Source organism: Bacillus manliponensis (genome assembly GCF_000712595.1).
Taxonomy (GTDB): Bacteria; Bacillota; Bacilli; order Bacillales; family Bacillaceae_G; genus Bacillus_A; species Bacillus_A manliponensis.
Genome location: NZ_JOTN01000002.1, coordinates 151,962 through 168,848, shown reverse-complemented (window position 1 = coordinate 168,848; position 16,887 = coordinate 151,962). Strand labels below are relative to the sequence as shown.

Annotated in this window: 13 protein-coding genes; all 13 read left to right on the top strand. The window is 37.4% G+C overall.

Going from position 1 to position 16,887, the window contains the following annotated elements:
- Positions 1-3 precede the first annotated feature (3 nt).
- Positions 4-366 carry a cell division protein FtsL gene (gene ftsL, locus BAMA_RS02695; RefSeq protein WP_034635793.1) on the top strand — a complete coding sequence of 121 codons (363 nt, stop codon included), beginning with the start codon at positions 4-6 and terminating at the stop codon, positions 364-366.
- 29 nt (positions 367-395) lie between these two features.
- Positions 396-2,549, top strand: a complete 2,154-nt coding sequence (locus BAMA_RS02690) for a penicillin-binding transpeptidase domain-containing protein (protein WP_084157869.1) — start codon at positions 396-398, stop codon at positions 2,547-2,549.
- Between the two features lie 95 nt (positions 2,550-2,644).
- On the top strand, positions 2,645-4,561 hold the full coding sequence (locus tag BAMA_RS02685; RefSeq protein ID WP_034635791.1) for a stage V sporulation protein D: 1,917 nt from the start codon (positions 2,645-2,647) through the stop codon (positions 4,559-4,561).
- Positions 4,562-4,751: 190 nt separating this feature from the next.
- A complete protein-coding gene (locus tag BAMA_RS02680; RefSeq protein WP_034635790.1) occupies positions 4,752-6,227 on the top strand; it encodes a UDP-N-acetylmuramoyl-L-alanyl-D-glutamate--2,6-diaminopimelate ligase in 1,476 nt (491 codons plus the stop codon).
- A 22-nt stretch (positions 6,228-6,249) separates the two neighbouring features.
- Positions 6,250-7,233 (top strand): phospho-N-acetylmuramoyl-pentapeptide-transferase, encoded by a 984-nt coding sequence (gene mraY, locus BAMA_RS02675; RefSeq protein ID WP_034635789.1) that lies wholly within the window; start codon positions 6,250-6,252, stop codon positions 7,231-7,233.
- Positions 7,234-8,586 (top strand): UDP-N-acetylmuramoyl-L-alanine--D-glutamate ligase, encoded by a 1,353-nt coding sequence (gene murD / locus BAMA_RS02670; protein WP_034635788.1) that lies wholly within the window; start codon positions 7,234-7,236, stop codon positions 8,584-8,586.
- Positions 8,587-8,665: 79 nt separating this feature from the next.
- Positions 8,666-9,763 (top strand): stage V sporulation protein E, encoded by a 1,098-nt coding sequence (gene spoVE, locus BAMA_RS02665; protein WP_034635787.1) that lies wholly within the window; start codon positions 8,666-8,668, stop codon positions 9,761-9,763.
- 161 nt (positions 9,764-9,924) lie between these two features.
- On the top strand, positions 9,925-11,028 hold the full coding sequence (gene murG, locus BAMA_RS02660) for an undecaprenyldiphospho-muramoylpentapeptide beta-N-acetylglucosaminyltransferase (protein WP_034635786.1): 1,104 nt from the start codon (positions 9,925-9,927) through the stop codon (positions 11,026-11,028).
- A 50-nt stretch (positions 11,029-11,078) separates the two neighbouring features.
- On the top strand, positions 11,079-11,984 hold the full coding sequence (gene murB, locus BAMA_RS02655) for a UDP-N-acetylmuramate dehydrogenase (RefSeq protein ID WP_034636227.1): 906 nt from the start codon (positions 11,079-11,081) through the stop codon (positions 11,982-11,984).
- Between the two features lie 99 nt (positions 11,985-12,083).
- A complete protein-coding gene (locus tag BAMA_RS02650; RefSeq protein WP_034635785.1) occupies positions 12,084-12,836 on the top strand; it encodes a cell division protein FtsQ/DivIB in 753 nt (250 codons plus the stop codon).
- Between the two features lie 438 nt (positions 12,837-13,274).
- Positions 13,275-14,576: a cell division protein FtsA gene (gene ftsA / locus BAMA_RS02645; RefSeq protein WP_034635784.1), complete on the top strand. Its 1,302-nt coding sequence runs from the start codon at positions 13,275-13,277 to the stop codon at positions 14,574-14,576.
- A gap of 38 nt (positions 14,577-14,614) precedes the next feature.
- Complete coding sequence (gene ftsZ, locus BAMA_RS02640; RefSeq protein WP_034635783.1) at positions 14,615-15,763, top strand: cell division protein FtsZ; 1,149 nt, start codon at positions 14,615-14,617, stop codon at positions 15,761-15,763.
- A 199-nt stretch (positions 15,764-15,962) separates the two neighbouring features.
- Complete coding sequence (gene spoIIGA / locus BAMA_RS02635) at positions 15,963-16,880, top strand: sigma-E processing peptidase SpoIIGA (protein WP_034635782.1); 918 nt, start codon at positions 15,963-15,965, stop codon at positions 16,878-16,880.
- Positions 16,881-16,887 lie beyond the last annotated feature (7 nt).

The following is a 16,887-nucleotide window of genomic DNA, read 5'->3' as shown; positions in this document are numbered from 1 at the left end:
TGTATGACGAATTTAGCTGTGAAGTATAAAAAGCAGCAAGGTCAAGAACATGTGCAGTCTCAAACTTCGCAACAAGCAGTTCAGGTAAATACAAAAACAAAAATTACAAGGTTTGAAAAAACATTGTATATTGCTTTTATTGCTTTTTTACTATATGCATGTGTTGCTTTTATAGGGAATAAAGCAGCATTATATGAGTTTGATGCGAAAAAAGCTGAGCTTGAAAGTGAAGTTGTAAAGCAGCAAAAAGCAAATCAAGAATTGCAAGCGGAGGTTGAAAGTTTAAGCCGCTATGAACGTATTGCAGAGATTGCTAAAAAACACGGACTAGAAATTAATGCAAACAACGTGAAAGGTTTACAGTAATTATAGTGGGTGTGAAAAAAGATATGAATATGAGTAAATTTCATACGAACAAAGGAGCAGGCATCTTTATGATATTCGTCCTCCTGCTCTTTTTTTTATTGTTTGCCCGTTTCTTTTATATTCAAGTAACTGGAACGGTACATGGTGAGGATTTAAAAGAGCTTGCAAGTGAAAAACATAATAAAAATGGTGTGCTAGAGGCAAACCGCGGTACAATTTATGATCAAAATGGTCATGTGTTAGCACAAGATACAAATTCATATCGACTCACTGCTGCTTTAACAGGTGATAAGCCAGTTAAGGATAAAGAAGAGACTGCTAAAAAGTTAGCAGAACATATCGATATGTCAGAAGAAGATATTTTAAAGCAATTAAACCGAAAAGATAAAACGCAAGTTGAGTTTGGTACGGCAGGAAAGGATTTAACAAAAGAGCAAAAGAAGGAAATTGATGATCTAGAGTTGCAAGGGATTTCTTTCTTAACTGAAAAAGCAAGGGTATATCCAAACGGAGACTTTGCTTCGTATGTGATTGGTCATGCAAAACCAAAGGATGATGGAATTGCAGAAGGGATGTTTGGACTTGAAAAGAGTCTAGATAAATATTTACGAGCTTCAAATGGTAGCACCTCTTACGTAGGTTCAAGAGGAGGTATTGCGCTTGAAGGCGGAGAAGGGAAAGTTGTTCCTCCTAAAAATGGAGATAACGTATATTTAACGCTAGACCAGCGAATTCAAGGTTTTTTAGAAGATGCAATGAAAGAAGCGGAAGAACGTTATAAGCCTGAGATGTTAATTGGCATTGTTGCTGATCCGAAAACGGGAAAAATTTTAGCAATGTCAAGTACGCCAAGTTATGATCCAAATAAAAGGAATCTTGAACACCATTTTAATGATCCAATTGCTAATGCGTTTGAACCTGGATCAACGATGAAGATCTTCACATTAGCAGCAGCAATTAATGAGGGTGTTTACGATGGACAAGCATATTTCCAGTCTGGTACATATCCTGTAGGAGATCGTGTAATTCGAGATCATAACTCTGGAAATGGCTGGGGATCGATTACGTTTGATGAAGGAGTACTACGTTCATCAAACGTAGCATTTGCTTATTTAGGAGAAAAATTAGGTGAGGATCGTTTCCGACAATATATTCATAACTTTGGTCTTGATGAAAAAACCGGAATTGACCTACCAGGTGAACAGAAAAACAAAATATTATTTGATAAAAAAATTGAACAAGTGACAACAGCTTTTGGGCAAGGTTCTACCGTTACGCCAATTCAGCTTGTACAGGCGACAACTGCAATTGCAAATGACGGAAAAATGATGAAGCCATATGTTGTCGACCAAATTGTCGATCCAATGAATAATAAAGTAAAAATGGACCGAACGCCGGAAGAGGTAGGGCAACCTATTACGAAAGAAACAGCAGATCATGTAAGAGAATTGCTAGAACAAGTTGTTACATCACCAAAGGGAACAGGTGGCCAGTATCAAATAGATGACTATGCTGTCGGTGGAAAAACAGGAACAGCTCAAATACCTGATGGAAAAGGTGGTTATATGACAGGAAAAGAAAATTACATCTTTTCTTTCCTTGGTATGGCCCCAATTGACGATCCGCAACTCGTTGTATATGTAGCGGCAAAACAACCGAAGTTAAAAGGTAATGAATACGGTTCACAGCCAGTAGCCGAAATTTTTAAATCCGTTACAAAAAATAGTTTAGAATATTTAAAGATAAAGCCAACTGAAGTGAAAGATCCTAAGAAATATGTGAAAGAACAGCAAGCGGATGTTCCAGATGTGACAGGGATGACAATGGAAGAGGCGAAAGTAACGCTTGAAAAAGAGAAATTCCGTCCTGTTATATTAGGTGAAGGCCAAGTGAAAGTACAGTCGCCAAAAGCAGGGGAGAAAACATTAAAGGGTGACCGTATATTCCTAGTAGGAGAAAACCCAACGATGCCAAATATTGTAGGCTGGGCATTACGTGATGTTATGAACTTAGCAAAGACGTTACATCTTGAATTAGAGTCCTCTGGAACGGGATATGTAACAGAACAAAGTATCGCAGAAGGTACGGCGTTAAAAGAAGGTGATGTATTACGAGTGAATCTCATACCACCACTTCAACCGCAACAAGAAGCTGAAGCTGAGGCTGAAAAACCTTCTGAATAAGAAATGCCTTGACGTAACAAAAGTAGTCGTGTTCTAATCAAACAGGTACAAGCATATATTGGAACAAGCTAGGTTTAAAGGGGGCTTGTTTCAATATGCGTGTATCAAGTATGACGATTAGGAAACGGCTTATTTTTGTGTTTATATGCGGCATACTTATTTTTGCTGTGATTGATATCCGTCTTGGATATGTACAGTTTTTTCTTGGGAATATGTTAACGGATCGGGCAAAAGATTCATGGAGTCGTAATATTACATTTGAACCGGAACGAGGAAAGATTTTGGATCGAAATGGTGTAGAGGTCGCGACAAATAAAAGTGCTCCGACTGTCTTTGCTGTGCCGAGACAAATTAAGGAACCAGCAGAGACTGCAGAGAAGTTAGCTGCAGTTTTAGGTGTTTCGAAAGAGGATATATATAAGCGTATTACAAAAAGTGCATCCATTGTAAGATTGGATAAAGGTGGAAGGAAAATTTCACATGAAAAGGCGAAAGAAGTAAGAGCTCTCAGCTTAAAGGGAGTGTATATCGCAGAAGATTCTATTAGACATTATCCGTTCGGAAAATATTTATCACATGTCCTTGGATTTGCAGGTATTGATAATCAAGGATTAATGGGGCTTGAGAAATACTATGATAAAGAGCTAAATGGAGAAGATGGGCATGTTCGTTTTTTTGCAGATGCAAAAGGGCAGCGTATGCCAAATGTCGGTGACGATTATAAAGAACCTGAGGATGGCTTAGATTTAAAGTTAACAATCGATACGCGTATACAGACGATTATGGAGAGAGAGTTGAATGTTGCTGAGTCAACGTATAACCCTGATGGAATTGTTGCAATTGCAATGAATCCGAATAATGGGGAGATTTTAGGGATGTCTAGTAGGCCAAGTTTTGACCCTGGTGATTATCAAAGTGTTTCCCCAGAAATATTTAATCGTAACCTACCTGTATGGAGTACATATGAGCCAGGATCAACCTTTAAAATTATTACATTAGCAGCTGCTTTAAATGAAAATTTAGTAGACTTACAAAAAGATACGTTTTATGATGATGGAGCAGCAGAAGTAGGTGGAGCAAGGTTGCGTTGCTGGAAAGCTGGTGGGCATGGCAGTCAAACGTTTTTAGAAGTTGTACAAAACTCTTGTAACCCTGGTTTTATTGAACTTGGTGACAGGTTAGGGAAGGAAAAATTATTCCAATACATTCATGACTTCGGATTTGGACAAAAGACGGGAATTGATTTGCAAGGAGAAGGTAGAGGGATTTTGTTCAATTTAGATAAGGTAGGGCCTGTCGAACAAGCAACAACAGCTTTTGGTCAAGGTGTTTCGGTTACACCTATTCAGCAAGTTGCAGCAGTTGCAGCTGCAATTAACGGTGGAACTTTATATCAACCGTATATCGCAAAAGAGTTCATCGATCCAAAGACAGGAAAAGTAGTAAACCGAAAAGCTCCAGTTGCGAAAAGGAATGTTATTTCCAAGGAAACATCTGAACAAGTTCGATATGCTTTAGAGCATGTTGTAGCAAAAGGATCAGGGAATAAAGCGTTTATTGATGGATATCGAGTTGGTGGGAAAACAGGAACCGCTCAAAAAGTAAAAGATGGAAATTACTTAGATAATAACTATATTGTTTCATTTATCGGTTTTGCACCGGCGGATGATCCACAAGTTGTTGTGTATGTAGCGGTAGACAATCCAAAAGGAAGCTTGCAATTTGGAGGTCTTGTTGCAGCTCCTATTGTTGGAAATATACTTCGTGATGCGTTGCCGGTTATGGGGGTAGAGCCAAGAAAAGAACAGGTTGAGAAAAAAGTAACATGGCCTGATACACCTGCAATTGAAGTGCCGAATTTAATCGGTATGAAGAAAAAGGATTTGCAGACACAACTTCTCGATTTGCAAATTGATGTGAGTGGAGAAGGGGATGAAGTGGTGAAACAATCGCCAGAACCAGGAACGAAAGTAAAAGAAGGCTCGAAAATTCGGATTTACTTTGGGAAGTAAAGTCAAATGAAACTTTTTATGATACAATTGGTAAGGTCGTATCGATGAGAAAAATAAATAGCTGAACAAGAATGAAGAGATTGAACTATCGTTCAGTCATTCAAGAGTCAAACGAACTGCTATTTATAGATGTGGAAGCTACACTGTATAAATAGTGGCATAAATAAAAGATAGAGAGGATTTAGTGAAAATGAAGTTGCACACACTGGTATCATGTTTGCATGATTTTCCGATGATTCCAAAAGAAAACCCAGAAATTATAGCAATTGAAGCGGACTCGCGTAAAGTAACAAATGGAAGTTTATTCGTATGTATAAAAGGATTTACGGTAGATAGTCATAACTTTGCTAAACAAGCAGCCGCGCAAGGTGCGGCTGCTATTATTGCGGAAAGGCCTGTTGATGTTGACGTTCCAGTTGTACTTGTAAAAGATACAGTGCGTTCTTTAGCTGTGCTTGCTGATTACTTTTACGGGCAACCAACGCAAAAGTTACATTTGATTGGGATTACAGGTACAAATGGAAAGACAACAACATCGCACATTATTGATGAAATTCTGCGTGCGCATGGGCATAAAACTGGATTAATTGGAACTATTAATATGAAGATTGGTGATGAAGTATTTGAAGTTAAAAATACAACACCAGATGCGCTAACGCTTCAAATGTCATTTAAAAAAATGATTGATGAAGGTGTAAAGAGTACCGTGATGGAAGTATCGTCACACGCATTACATCTAGGTCGTGCTCATGGTTGCGATTATGATGTTGCTGTATTTACAAACTTAACGCAAGATCATTTAGATTATCATAACACAATGGAAGAATATAAGTATGCAAAAGGTTTGTTATTTGCTCAGCTTGGTAATAGTTATTACCACGAGCGTCCAAAGTATGCGGTATTAAACCGTGATGATGCAGCTACGGAAGATTATATGAAAAGTACTGCAGCTACGGTAATTACGTATGGTATTGATACGGAAAGTGACATTATGGCAAAGGATATTAAAATGTCGAGTGGAGGAACAACATTTACACTCGTTACTCCTTATGAGAGCGCCGACGTTACGATGAAATTAATTGGTAAATTTAATGTCTATAATGTATTGGCTGCGGTAGCCGCAACACTTGTTTCAGGCGTTGCGTTGCAAACGATTCTTCATGTTCTAAAAGAAATGAAAGGTGTATCTGGCCGCTTTGAAGTAGTAGAAGGTGGGCAACAATTTACAGTTATCGTAGATTATGCACATACACCAGATAGTTTAGAAAATGTTCTTGTAACAACAAAGCAGTTTGCAAAAGGTGATGTGTATTGTATCGTTGGTTGCGGTGGTGATCGTGATAAAACGAAGAGACCGCTTATGGCAAATGTAGCGGCGCGGTATGCAACGCATGCTATTTATACATCTGATAATCCGCGTAGTGAAGATCCAAAAGCGATTTTAGATGATATGGTAGCTGAAGCGCAATATGATAATTATGAAGTAATTGTTGACCGAAAAGAAGCGATTTTTGCTGCGGTGTCGAAAGCGAAAGAGGATGATATTATTGTCATCGCTGGAAAAGGTCATGAAACATACCAAATTATTGGAACTGAAGTTTACGACTTTGACGATCGTGAAGTTGCAAAAGAAGCAATTAAAAAACGTTTAAGCATGAAGCAATAACAGCAGGAGAGGGGGACTATATATGCTTGAACAAGGATTATTAATTACAGTTGGTGTCGCATTTTTAATTGCGGTGGCGTTATCACCAATTTTCATTCCATTTTTACGCCGTTTAAAATTCGGACAGAGCATTCGTGATGAAGGTCCGAAATCACATCAAAAGAAATCAGGAACGCCAACGATGGGCGGAATTGTCATTTATGTATCAATGATGGTAACGACGCTTATTATGGCAATTAAATTTGACTATTTAAATGCGGAAGTTTCATTATTGCTATTCGTTACGTTTGGATATGGATTAATTGGATTTTTAGATGACTACATTAAAGTTGTTATGAAGCGTAATTTAGGGCTTACATCTAAGCAAAAGTTACTTGGGCAACTTGTTATCGCTTTTGTATTTTGTTTCTTTTATGATCGATATGGTGGGGAAGCATATTTAAACATTCCTGGTTTAGGAATTGATTCATTAGGAACATTTGGATATTGGGTTTATTTTATATTTGTTATCTTCTTATTAGTTGGTACATCAAATGCAGTAAACTTAACAGATGGATTAGACGGATTATTATCAGGAACAGCAGCAATTGCGTTTGGTGCGTTCAGTATTATTGCAGTTCATCAAGAACAGTATTCGATTGCGATTTTCTGTATGGCAGTGGTTGGTGCAACACTTGGATTTTTAGTATTTAACGCAAACCCTGCAAAAGTGTTTATGGGTGATACCGGCTCCCTTGCTTTAGGAGGGGCGCTTGCAACAGTTGCAATTTTATTAAAGCAAGAGTTGTTACTAGCTGTTATTGGCGGTGTATTTGTAATGGAAACATTGTCAGTTATCATTCAGGTTATCTCCTTTAAAACAACTGGAAAGCGCGTGTTCAAAATGAGTCCGCTTCATCATCATTACGAATTATGTGGTTGGTCAGAATGGCGCGTTGTTGTTACATTTTGGTCAGTAGGATTTTTACTTGCAGTTCTAGGAATTTATATCGGGGTGTGGATGTAATTGAAAACGATAGCTCATTATGAAAATAAAAACATTCTTGTATTAGGGATAGCAAAGAGCGGTTACGCTGCAGCGACCTTATTAAATAAATTAGGTGCAAATGTTATCGTGAATGATGGTAAGCCATTACAAGAAAGTCCATTAGCAGCAGAGTTGCAAAGTTTAGGAATGGATGTTGTATGTGGTGGTCATCCGTTAGAACTGTTAGAAAGAAATATTTCGCTTGTTGTAAAAAACCCAGGGATTCCGTATTCTAATCCGCTTCTTGTGGCGGCGAAAGAAAAAGGAATTCCAGTTATAACAGAAGTAGAACTTGCGTATCAAATTTCAGAAGCTCCATTGGTTGGAATTACAGGATCTAATGGGAAAACAACGACAACAATGTTAACATTTGAAATGTTGCAAGAAGGAAAGAAACACCCAGTTATTGCAGGGAATATTGGGACAGTGGCTTGTGAAGTGGCAGAGCATGTGAAAGAACATGAGGTAGTAGTGACAGAACTTTCTTCATTCCAACTTATGGGGATTGATACGTTCCAGCCAAAGATTGCAGCACTTTTAAATTTATTTGAGGCACACTTAGATTATCATGGCACGGCAAAAGAATATGGCTTAGCGAAAGCCAATATCTTTAAAAATCAAACAGAAGCGGATTATAGCGTTGTAAATGCTGATGATGAAAAAGTTATGGCGTTAGCTGAATATAGTAAAGGACAAAAAATTCGTTTTTCAACAACAAAGATAATTGAAGATGGCGCGTATGTAAAAGACGGAAGCCTATACTTTAAAGGTGAAGAAGTTGTGAAAGTGGAAGACATCGTACTGCCTGGGAAACATAATCTGGAAAATATATTAGTAGCAATGAGCATTGCAAAACTAATGGGTGTTGCAAATGAGGCGATTGTTGCTGTACTAAAACGATTTTCAGGTGTGAAACATCGCCTCGAGTATGTAACTACGATTGAAAATCGTAAGTTTTATAATGATTCAAAAGCTACGAATATGTTAGCAACAGAAAAGGCGCTATCAGCATTTGAACAGCCTGTTATTTTATTAGCGGGTGGCTTAGATCGTGGAAATGAGTTCGATGAATTAATTCCTTATTTACATTATGTCAAAGCATTGCTAACGTTTGGACAAACTGCACCAAAGTTAGTACGAGCTGCTGAAAAAGCAGGCATAAAGGTAATTAAAAGTGTCGATAATTTAGAAACAGCTGTTCAAGAAGCATACGCTATTTCTGAAGAAGGTGATGTTATTCTTCTTTCTCCTGCATGTGCAAGCTGGGATCAGTTTAAAACATTTGAAGAAAGAGGAGACATGTTTATACAAGCTGTGCATAAACTAATATAAAGTGAAAAGAAACCATCAGTGGAAAGTTCTACTGGTGGTTTGTTGAATCTAAAAGCTTGTTTCAAAGAGGTGGAGTACATTGCCAACGAAAAAAATGCCGGATTTTATTCTCATCATTGTAACACTTTTACTGTTAACAATCGGAATGATTATGGTATATAGTGCAAGTGCTGTATGGGCTTCTTACAAAATTGGTGATTCTTTCTTTTTTGCAAAACGACAACTTTTATTTGCTGGTGTTGGTGTTATCGCAATGTTTTTTATTATGAAAATTGATTATTGGACATGGCGTACATATTCGAAAGTTATTTTACTCGTTTGTTTCCTTCTTTTAATTCTTGTTTTAATTCCAGGTATTGGTATGGTAAGGGGAGGCGCGAGAAGTTGGATTGGAGTTGGTGCATTTTCGATTCAACCTTCTGAGTTTATGAAATTTGCGATGATTATCTTCTTAGCGAAATTTTTATCAGAAAAGCAGAAAGTCATTACGAAGTTTAAGGAAGGTTTATTACCAGCGCTTAGCTTTGTCTTTTTAGCTTTTGGAATGATTATGCTTCAGCCGGACTTAGGAACGGGAACCGTGATGGTTGGAACTTGTATTGTTATGATTTTTGTAGCAGGGGCGCGAATTTTTCACTTTGCAATGTTAGGATTAATCGGAGTCGCAGGATTTGTTGGGTTAATTGCTTCGGCCCCATACCGAATGAAACGAATTACTTCTTATTTAGATCCATGGTCAGATCCACTTGGTAGTGGATTTCAAATTATTCAATCGTTACTTGCTATTGGACCAGGTGGATTATTTGGTCTTGGTCTTGGACAAAGTAGGCAAAAGTTTTTATATTTACCAGAGCCGCAAACGGACTTTATTTTTGCTATTTTAGCTGAAGAATTAGGTTTTATTGGTGGTTCGTTTGTGTTATTATTGTTTAGTCTATTATTATGGCGCGGTATTCGTATAGCACTAGGAGCGCCAGATTCATATGGTACGTTTTTAGCAGTTGGTATTGTGGCGATGATTGCAATTCAAGTGATGATTAATGTTGGTGTTGTGACCGGTCTTATGCCTGTTACAGGTATTACACTGCCGTTTTTAAGTTATGGCGGTTCAAGTTTAACTTTAATGTTAATGGCAGTCGGAGTACTGTTGAATATAAGTCGTCATTCTCGCTATTAAACCCTGTTTCTATGACAGGGTTTTTCGCATGTATAATTCCTCGTATAAATTAAGAGGAACAAATAGTATGCTACCGTGTGTATAGCTATTTGAAGCTTATAAAATAGGTTTTTATTGTGTGAGAGCATAGAGGACGAGAAAGAGAAGTGGAGGAATCGAGAGTGAGAGTGTTAGTTAGCGGTGGCGGAACAGGTGGACATATTTATCCAGCCCTTGCGTTAATTCGAGAAATAAAAAAGTTACACCCTGAGGCGAGATTTTTATACATTGGTACAGAAAATGGTCTAGAGAGTACCATTGTTCCGAAGGCAGGAATTCCATTTCAATCTATTGTAATTAGTGGGTTTAAACGAAAAATATCAGTAGAGAACGTTAAGACAGTTATGCGCTTTTTTAAAGGTGTGCAAGATAGTAAACGTTACATTCGCCGCTTCAATCCGGATGTTGTAATTGGAACAGGTGGATATGTTTGTGGACCAGTTGTATATGCAGCTGCAAAATTAAAAATCCCAACAATTGTACATGAACAAAATAGTGTACCGGGTGTAACAAATAAGTTTTTGAGCCGTTATGTGGATAAGGTAGCTGTTTGTTTTGATGCGGCAACCGAACATTTCCCTCAAAATAAAGTTGTCATGACAGGAAATCCACGTGCATCAGAAGTAATGAATCAAAATGGGATGAAAGGGAAGCGTTCAGTAGGACTATCTCTTTCTAAGAAATCTGTGTTGATTTTTGGTGGAAGCCGTGGAGCTAGACCGATTAATGATGCGTTTGTAGAAGCAATTGAACAATTCAGTAATAAAAATTATGAAGTACTATATGTTACAGGTGATGTCCACTATGAAAAGGTAATGGCAGCTGTAAAGGAAAAAGGAAACCCATCAAATGTAATTATAAAACCATTTATTCATAATATGCCAGAAGTGTTGACGGGAGTAGACCTTGTCGTATCCCGTGCCGGTGCTACTACACTAGCAGAGCTTACGGCGTTAGGAAAGCCAAGTATTTTAATTCCGAGCCCATATGTAACAAATAACCATCAAGAAAAAAATGCCCTTTCTGTTGTTGAGAAAGGTGCCGCAAAAATGTTACTTGAGAAAGATTTAACAGGAGAGTCGCTTCTTTCTCATATTGATGATATTTTACTACATGGAGAGCAATTGCAAGCGATGAGGAAATCAGCTAAGCAATTAGGTATGCCAGATGCCGCGAATCGTTTATTTGAAGTGATGAAAAGCCTTGTAGAAAATAACAAGAGGTAAATGCCCTGCATATTACTGTAATAAGGAGATTTCATATGGGGGCGATCATCATGAAACGGTTAGTAAAAGAGCTTAAAGAAGCTAAGGTGGGAAAAGTGTTAGAAAACGAGCCGTTAGCTCGCTATACAACAATGAAAATTGGTGGAGTGGCTGATGTTTTAGTTATTCCAACTAGTATAGAAGCTTTAGAACGAGTGTTTATGCTTGTGAAGGCATATGGAGCGAAATGGACAGCGATAGGCAGAGGATCAAACTTGCTTGTTGCGGATGAAGGAATTGAAGGTGTTGTCATCCGTATAGGAGAAGGAATTGATCATTTATATATTACTGGTGAACAGGTTCGAGTTGGTAGTGGATATTCTCTTGTTAAATTATCTACTTTACTAAGTAGAAAAGGTCTGGCGGGACTAGAATTTGCTAGTGGAATTCCTGGAAGTGTCGGCGGAGCTGTATATATGAACGCTGGTGCACATCAATCTGATATGTCTAAAGTTGTGAAGAGAGCTCGTATACTGTTTGAAGATGGACAGTTAGAATGGATTACGAGAGAGGAGTTGCAATTCTCTTATCGGACATCTGTTTTACAAAAAAATCGCCCTGGTATCGTTATTGAAGTTGAATTGCAGTTAAGGAAAGGGAACCGCGATGAAATTGTTACGATTATGCAAAGAAATAAAGATTATCGCCGAGATACCCAGCCTTGGAATTACCCATGCGCTGGTAGTATCTTCCGAAATCCCTTACCTGAATATGCCGGTAATTTAGTCGAGAGAGCTGGATTACGTGGTTATCAAATTGGTGGAGCAAAAATATCAGAAATGCATGGGAATTTCATTGTGAATACAGGAACAGCATCAGCTAGAGATGTACTAGATTTAATAGCTGTTGTTAAACAGGCTGTGAAAGAGCAATTTCATGTTGAGATGGAAACAGAGGTAGAAATACTTGGAAGATAGCAGTTGTCTGCCACGTATACTATCATTTATGATATAATAAAGAAAGGAAGAACGGCATGCGTTTCATGCCGTTCTTTCCGTTACATAGGGGGAGCGTACATGAAAGATAGTAAAGTGATTAAATTACAAGATCGTGTACCGAAGTTAAGAGAACAACAACTGAAGAAGAAAGCAAATAGACGACTTATGTTGTATATATCGGTTTTATTTTTATTAGTGCTTTTTTTAATTTACTTCCGTTCTCCACTTAGTAATATAAAAAAGATTACAGTATATGGTAATCATTATATGACAGATGAACAAGTGATGAAGCAATCAGGAATTACATATGAAACTGGTTATTTTCGTGTAATGACGAATAAGGCAGAAAAAAATTTAACGAAGCGAAAAGAAATTAAAAACGTAAATGTAAAAAAACAGTTTCCTAATCGAGTGTCTATTCATATCGAAGAGTATGTAACAATTGGTTACATAAATAAAGATGGGAAACTACGTCCGCTATTAGAGAATGGGAAATCACTTGATGTGCTGCCAAATGGAAAATTACCAGTAGCTGCACCGATTTTTGCTCCTTTTGAAGAAAAGAAGATGAAAAAGTTAATAGCTGAACTAGAAATATTAACACCAACCATCCTTCGCTCCATTTCAGAAATTCATTATACGCCAACAGATTCAAATCCAGAGCATTTGACGTTATATATGAATGAGGGGTATGAGGTAAGTACGACTATTGAGGATTTTGCAAAGCGTATGGAGCCCTATCCTCTTATGATTAAAAATATAGATCCCAATCGAAAAGCGATGATTGACTTGGAAGTTGGAGCCTATATTAAGTACTTAGATGTACAATAAAGATATTTATAAAAATATTATTTTCGTAATATCTGGATTATTAGAATTAATGGATAGAAAATGAAATGTACTAGGACAGTAGTGGTTGTAAGGAATTTTAGTATTTATTTCTTCATAATTTTGATATAAAAAAATTTGCTATTGTTTTTTCTTGGCATAATAGCTATAAGTTTCACTTTTCTAGGAGTAAATCTTGGTGTAGACTTATACGTGGCGGTAATTTTTGTATTTGTCATAGAATAATATCAGAGTACCGAATTCGCATAAAAGCGTGAAATTCATCAAATGAGAAAATGTCAAACAAAAATAAGAAAAATAGATTGTTAAAAAAGGGAAATACATAAATGTGTTGAATATTTTTCTTATAAATAATAAAACCGCAATTGTTGTTCCATATATTGAATTTTATGGTATAAATAAAGAAGGAGGTGCCAAAGAATGAACAGCAATGAAATATATGTTAGTCTTGACATCGGTACATCCAATGTTAAAGTCATCATTGGCGAAATGGTCAATGACTCTTTAAACATTATTGGTGTTGGAAATGTAAAGTCAAATGGTTTAAAGAAAGGCTCCATTGTTGACATAGATGAAACTGTACAATCGATAAAAAAAGCGATTGAACAAGCTGAACGTATGGTAGGCATTCACATTGAACGTGTTGTTGTAGGTGTTAATGCAAACCAAGTACAGCTTCTTCCGTGTCATGGAGTAGTCGCTGTTTCAAATGAAGATCGTGAAATTGGAAACGAAGATGTACTGCGTGTGCTTGATGCAGCACAAGTCGTATCAATCGCACCAGAACGTGAATTTATTGATGTGGTACCTCGACAATTCATTGTAGATGGTCTTGATGAAATAAACGACCCGCGTGGTATGATTGGTGTACGATTAGAAATGGAAGGTACACTTATCACAGGTTCTAGAACATTGTTACATAATTTACTTCGCTGTGTAGAAAAAGCGGGTCTAGAAATTGTGGATATTTGCCTGCAGCCATTAGCCGCTGCAACCGTTGCTTTATCTCGTGACGAGAAAAATCGAGGAGTTGCACTTGTTGATATTGGAGGCGGTTCTACGACATTATCAATCTTCCAAGATGGAGAACTGCAAGCGACAAGTGTGTTACCAATTGGTGGAGAGCATATTACAAAGGATATAGCAATTGGTCTTAAAACATCAACAGATAGCGCTGAACAAATAAAAGTAAAATATGGACATGCTTTCTATGATACAGCATCTGAAGAAGAGTTGTTCACAGTTCCAATTATGGGTAGTGATCAAACAGAGCAATACTCTCAGTTGGAATTAGCTGATATTATTGAAGCGCGTGTAGAAGAAATTCTTATGTTTGTAGAAAGCGAAGTAAGAAGATTAGGTGTAAAACAATTATCAGCTGGCTATGTCCTTACTGGTGGAGTTGCTTCTATGCCGGGTGTTTTAGATCTTGCATATGATATTCTGCATCAAAATGTGCGAATTGCGACGCCAGATTATATCGGTGTACGTGAACCGCAATATACAATGGGTGTTGGACTCATTAAAAATGCAAATCAAAAAGCAAAGTTACGAGGCAAAGGTGTACAAGAAGTACAAGAGCAATATGAAGAATTACAAGCGCCAGCTCCTGTAGAGCGGCCAGTAAAACAAAAGCCTCGTACTACAAATAATAACGATAATGATAATAATGAACGTATGATGTCAAAAGTAAAGCGTGTATTCCGATATTTATGGGATTGATTTTCGCGCGAAAAATGAGGTTCTAGGGGGATTTCGACATGTTAGAGTTTGATACTACTCAAGATCAATTAGCGAATATAAAAGTTATTGGTGTTGGCGGCGGTGGAAATAATGCTGTAAATCGTATGATTGAACATGGTGTTCAAGGTGTAGATTTTATTGCTGTTAATACGGATGCGCAAGCATTAAATTTATCAAAAGCCGAAACGAAAATGCAAATCGGTGGAAAGTTAACACGTGGACTTGGCGCTGGAGCAAACCCTGAAGTAGGGAAAAAAGCTGCTGAAGAGAGCAAAGAACAAATTCAAGAAGCACTGCGCGGTGCTGATATGGTATTTGTTACAGCTGGTATGGGCGGTGGCACTGGTACAGGTGCAGCACCAGTTATTGCACAAGTTGCAAAAGAGTTAGGAGCATTAACGGTAGGTGTAGTAACGCGTCCGTTCACATTTGAGGGACGTAAGCGTGCAACACAAGCAGCAGCTGGTATTGCAGCATTTAAAGAAAATGTAGATACATTAATTGTAATCCCAAATGATCGCTTATTAGAGATTGTTGATAAGAACACACCAATGCTAGAAGCATTCCGTGAAGCAGATAATGTATTACGTCAAGGTGTACAAGGTATTTCAGACTTAATTGCGACGCCTGGTCTTATTAACTTAGACTTTGCAGATGTAAAAACAATTATGTCAAATAAAGGATCTGCATTAATGGGTATTGGTGTTGGAAGTGGTGAAAACCGTGCGGCAGAAGCTGCGAAGCGCGCAATTTCTAGTCCGTTACTAGAGACTTCAATTGACGGTGCACAAGGCGTAATTATGAACATTACAGGTGGCACAAACTTAAGTTTATATGAAGTACAAGAAGCTGCAGATATTGTAGCGTCTGCTTCAGATCAAGAAGTGAATATGATTTTCGGTTCTGTTATTAATGAAAACTTAAAAGACGAGATTGTTGTTACTGTAATTGCAACAGGTTTTGATGATAGCATTTCAACACAACCACCAAAACCGTTAGTACGCCCTTCAGCTACGACAAATCAAGCACAGTCACAACCGGCGCAACCACAAAAACAACGCGAAGTAAAACGTGAAGTAAAGCGTGAAGAAGTTGTATACGAGCGTAATACAGATGCTGATGATATTGATATTCCGGCATTCCTACGTAATCGCCGCAGAAGATAAGTGATTTCATGTATGTAATAAAAAGAGGTTGTCTAAAAGTTATGCTTTTAGACAACCTCTTTTTTTATCCCGCTATTTGAGGGTGACACAATACGAGATAAACTCCTAAAATAACAAAAAATCCCCATCATAAATTGACACACTTTTTTAGTGGATATGCATTATACTAGTCTCAACTTTATAAAAAGAGGTGAACTGTTTGGTTGTTTATGCCGATATTGTTTGGTTATTAAATGTATGCATAGACTTTCTTTTGCTTTTGCTAACAGCCATTGTATTAAAGCGTAAAGTGAAAAGATGGAGATTAATTCTTGGTGCATTTATCGGTTCAACAATTGTAATTTTTGCATTCACACCTTTTGCATACGTGATGACACATCCACTTACAAAGCTCTTATACTCTCTTCTCATCGTATATGCTGCATTTGGTTTTTTTCGTTTTAGAACGTATATACAAGCAGTTTTAACTTTTTATTTCGTAACGTTTATGGTGGGAGGAGGGCTAGTTGGGACACATTTCTTTTTACAAACAAACAATATAATGAATGAATTTGTTTCTACGAAATCAGTTTCATATGGTGATCCAATTAGTTGGTTATTTGTTGTAATAGGCTGTCCGTTAGTGTATTACTTTTCTAAAAAACGAATTGAAGATGTAGAAGTAACAAAAATTCATTATGAACAGATTGTAAAAGTACGCGTGCGAGTGAATGAGTTAGATATGTATGTTGATGGCTTAATAGATAGTGGAAATCAGTTATATGACCCATTAACAAAAACGCCTGTTATGATTATGAATCTTTCTTCTTTTGAAGATACGTTGCCGAAATGGCTTATAGAACAAATTCAATCTAAAAATGGGATTCCATATATTCCAGAGGCAGAGTCGGAATGGGCGACTCGTTTACGATTAATCCCTTACCGAGCTGTTGGTGTTACTCATCAATTTCTCTGGGCTATTAAACCTGATGAGATTCATATTTATCACGAAGGAAAGACGGTCATTCCTAGTAAAGTTTTCGTTGGTCTAAATACAGAACCACTATCTGCAAGTGGTGAGTATCAATGCATTTTACATTCAAAATTGCTCTTGTCACAAAAAGTGACGAGTGCCTAATAAGAGA

Excerpts from the sequence above, each read along its gene's own strand:
- ftsL (WP_034635793.1), top strand. The coding sequence starts at position 4 with ATGACGAATTTAGCTGTGAAGTATAAAAAGCAGCAAGGTCAAGAACAT.
- BAMA_RS02690 (WP_084157869.1), top strand. The coding sequence starts at position 396 with ATGAGTAAATTTCATACGAACAAAGGAGCAGGCATCTTTATGATATTC.
- BAMA_RS02685 (WP_034635791.1), top strand. The coding sequence starts at position 2,645 with ATGCGTGTATCAAGTATGACGATTAGGAAACGGCTTATTTTTGTGTTT.
- BAMA_RS02680 (WP_034635790.1), top strand. The coding sequence starts at position 4,752 with ATGAAGTTGCACACACTGGTATCATGTTTGCATGATTTTCCGATGATT.
- mraY (WP_034635789.1), top strand. The coding sequence starts at position 6,250 with ATGCTTGAACAAGGATTATTAATTACAGTTGGTGTCGCATTTTTAATT.
- murB (WP_034636227.1), top strand. The coding sequence starts at position 11,079 with ATGAAACGGTTAGTAAAAGAGCTTAAAGAAGCTAAGGTGGGAAAAGTG.
- BAMA_RS02650 (WP_034635785.1), top strand. The coding sequence starts at position 12,084 with ATGAAAGATAGTAAAGTGATTAAATTACAAGATCGTGTACCGAAGTTA.
- ftsA (WP_034635784.1), top strand. The coding sequence starts at position 13,275 with ATGAACAGCAATGAAATATATGTTAGTCTTGACATCGGTACATCCAAT.
- ftsZ (WP_034635783.1), top strand. The coding sequence starts at position 14,615 with ATGTTAGAGTTTGATACTACTCAAGATCAATTAGCGAATATAAAAGTT.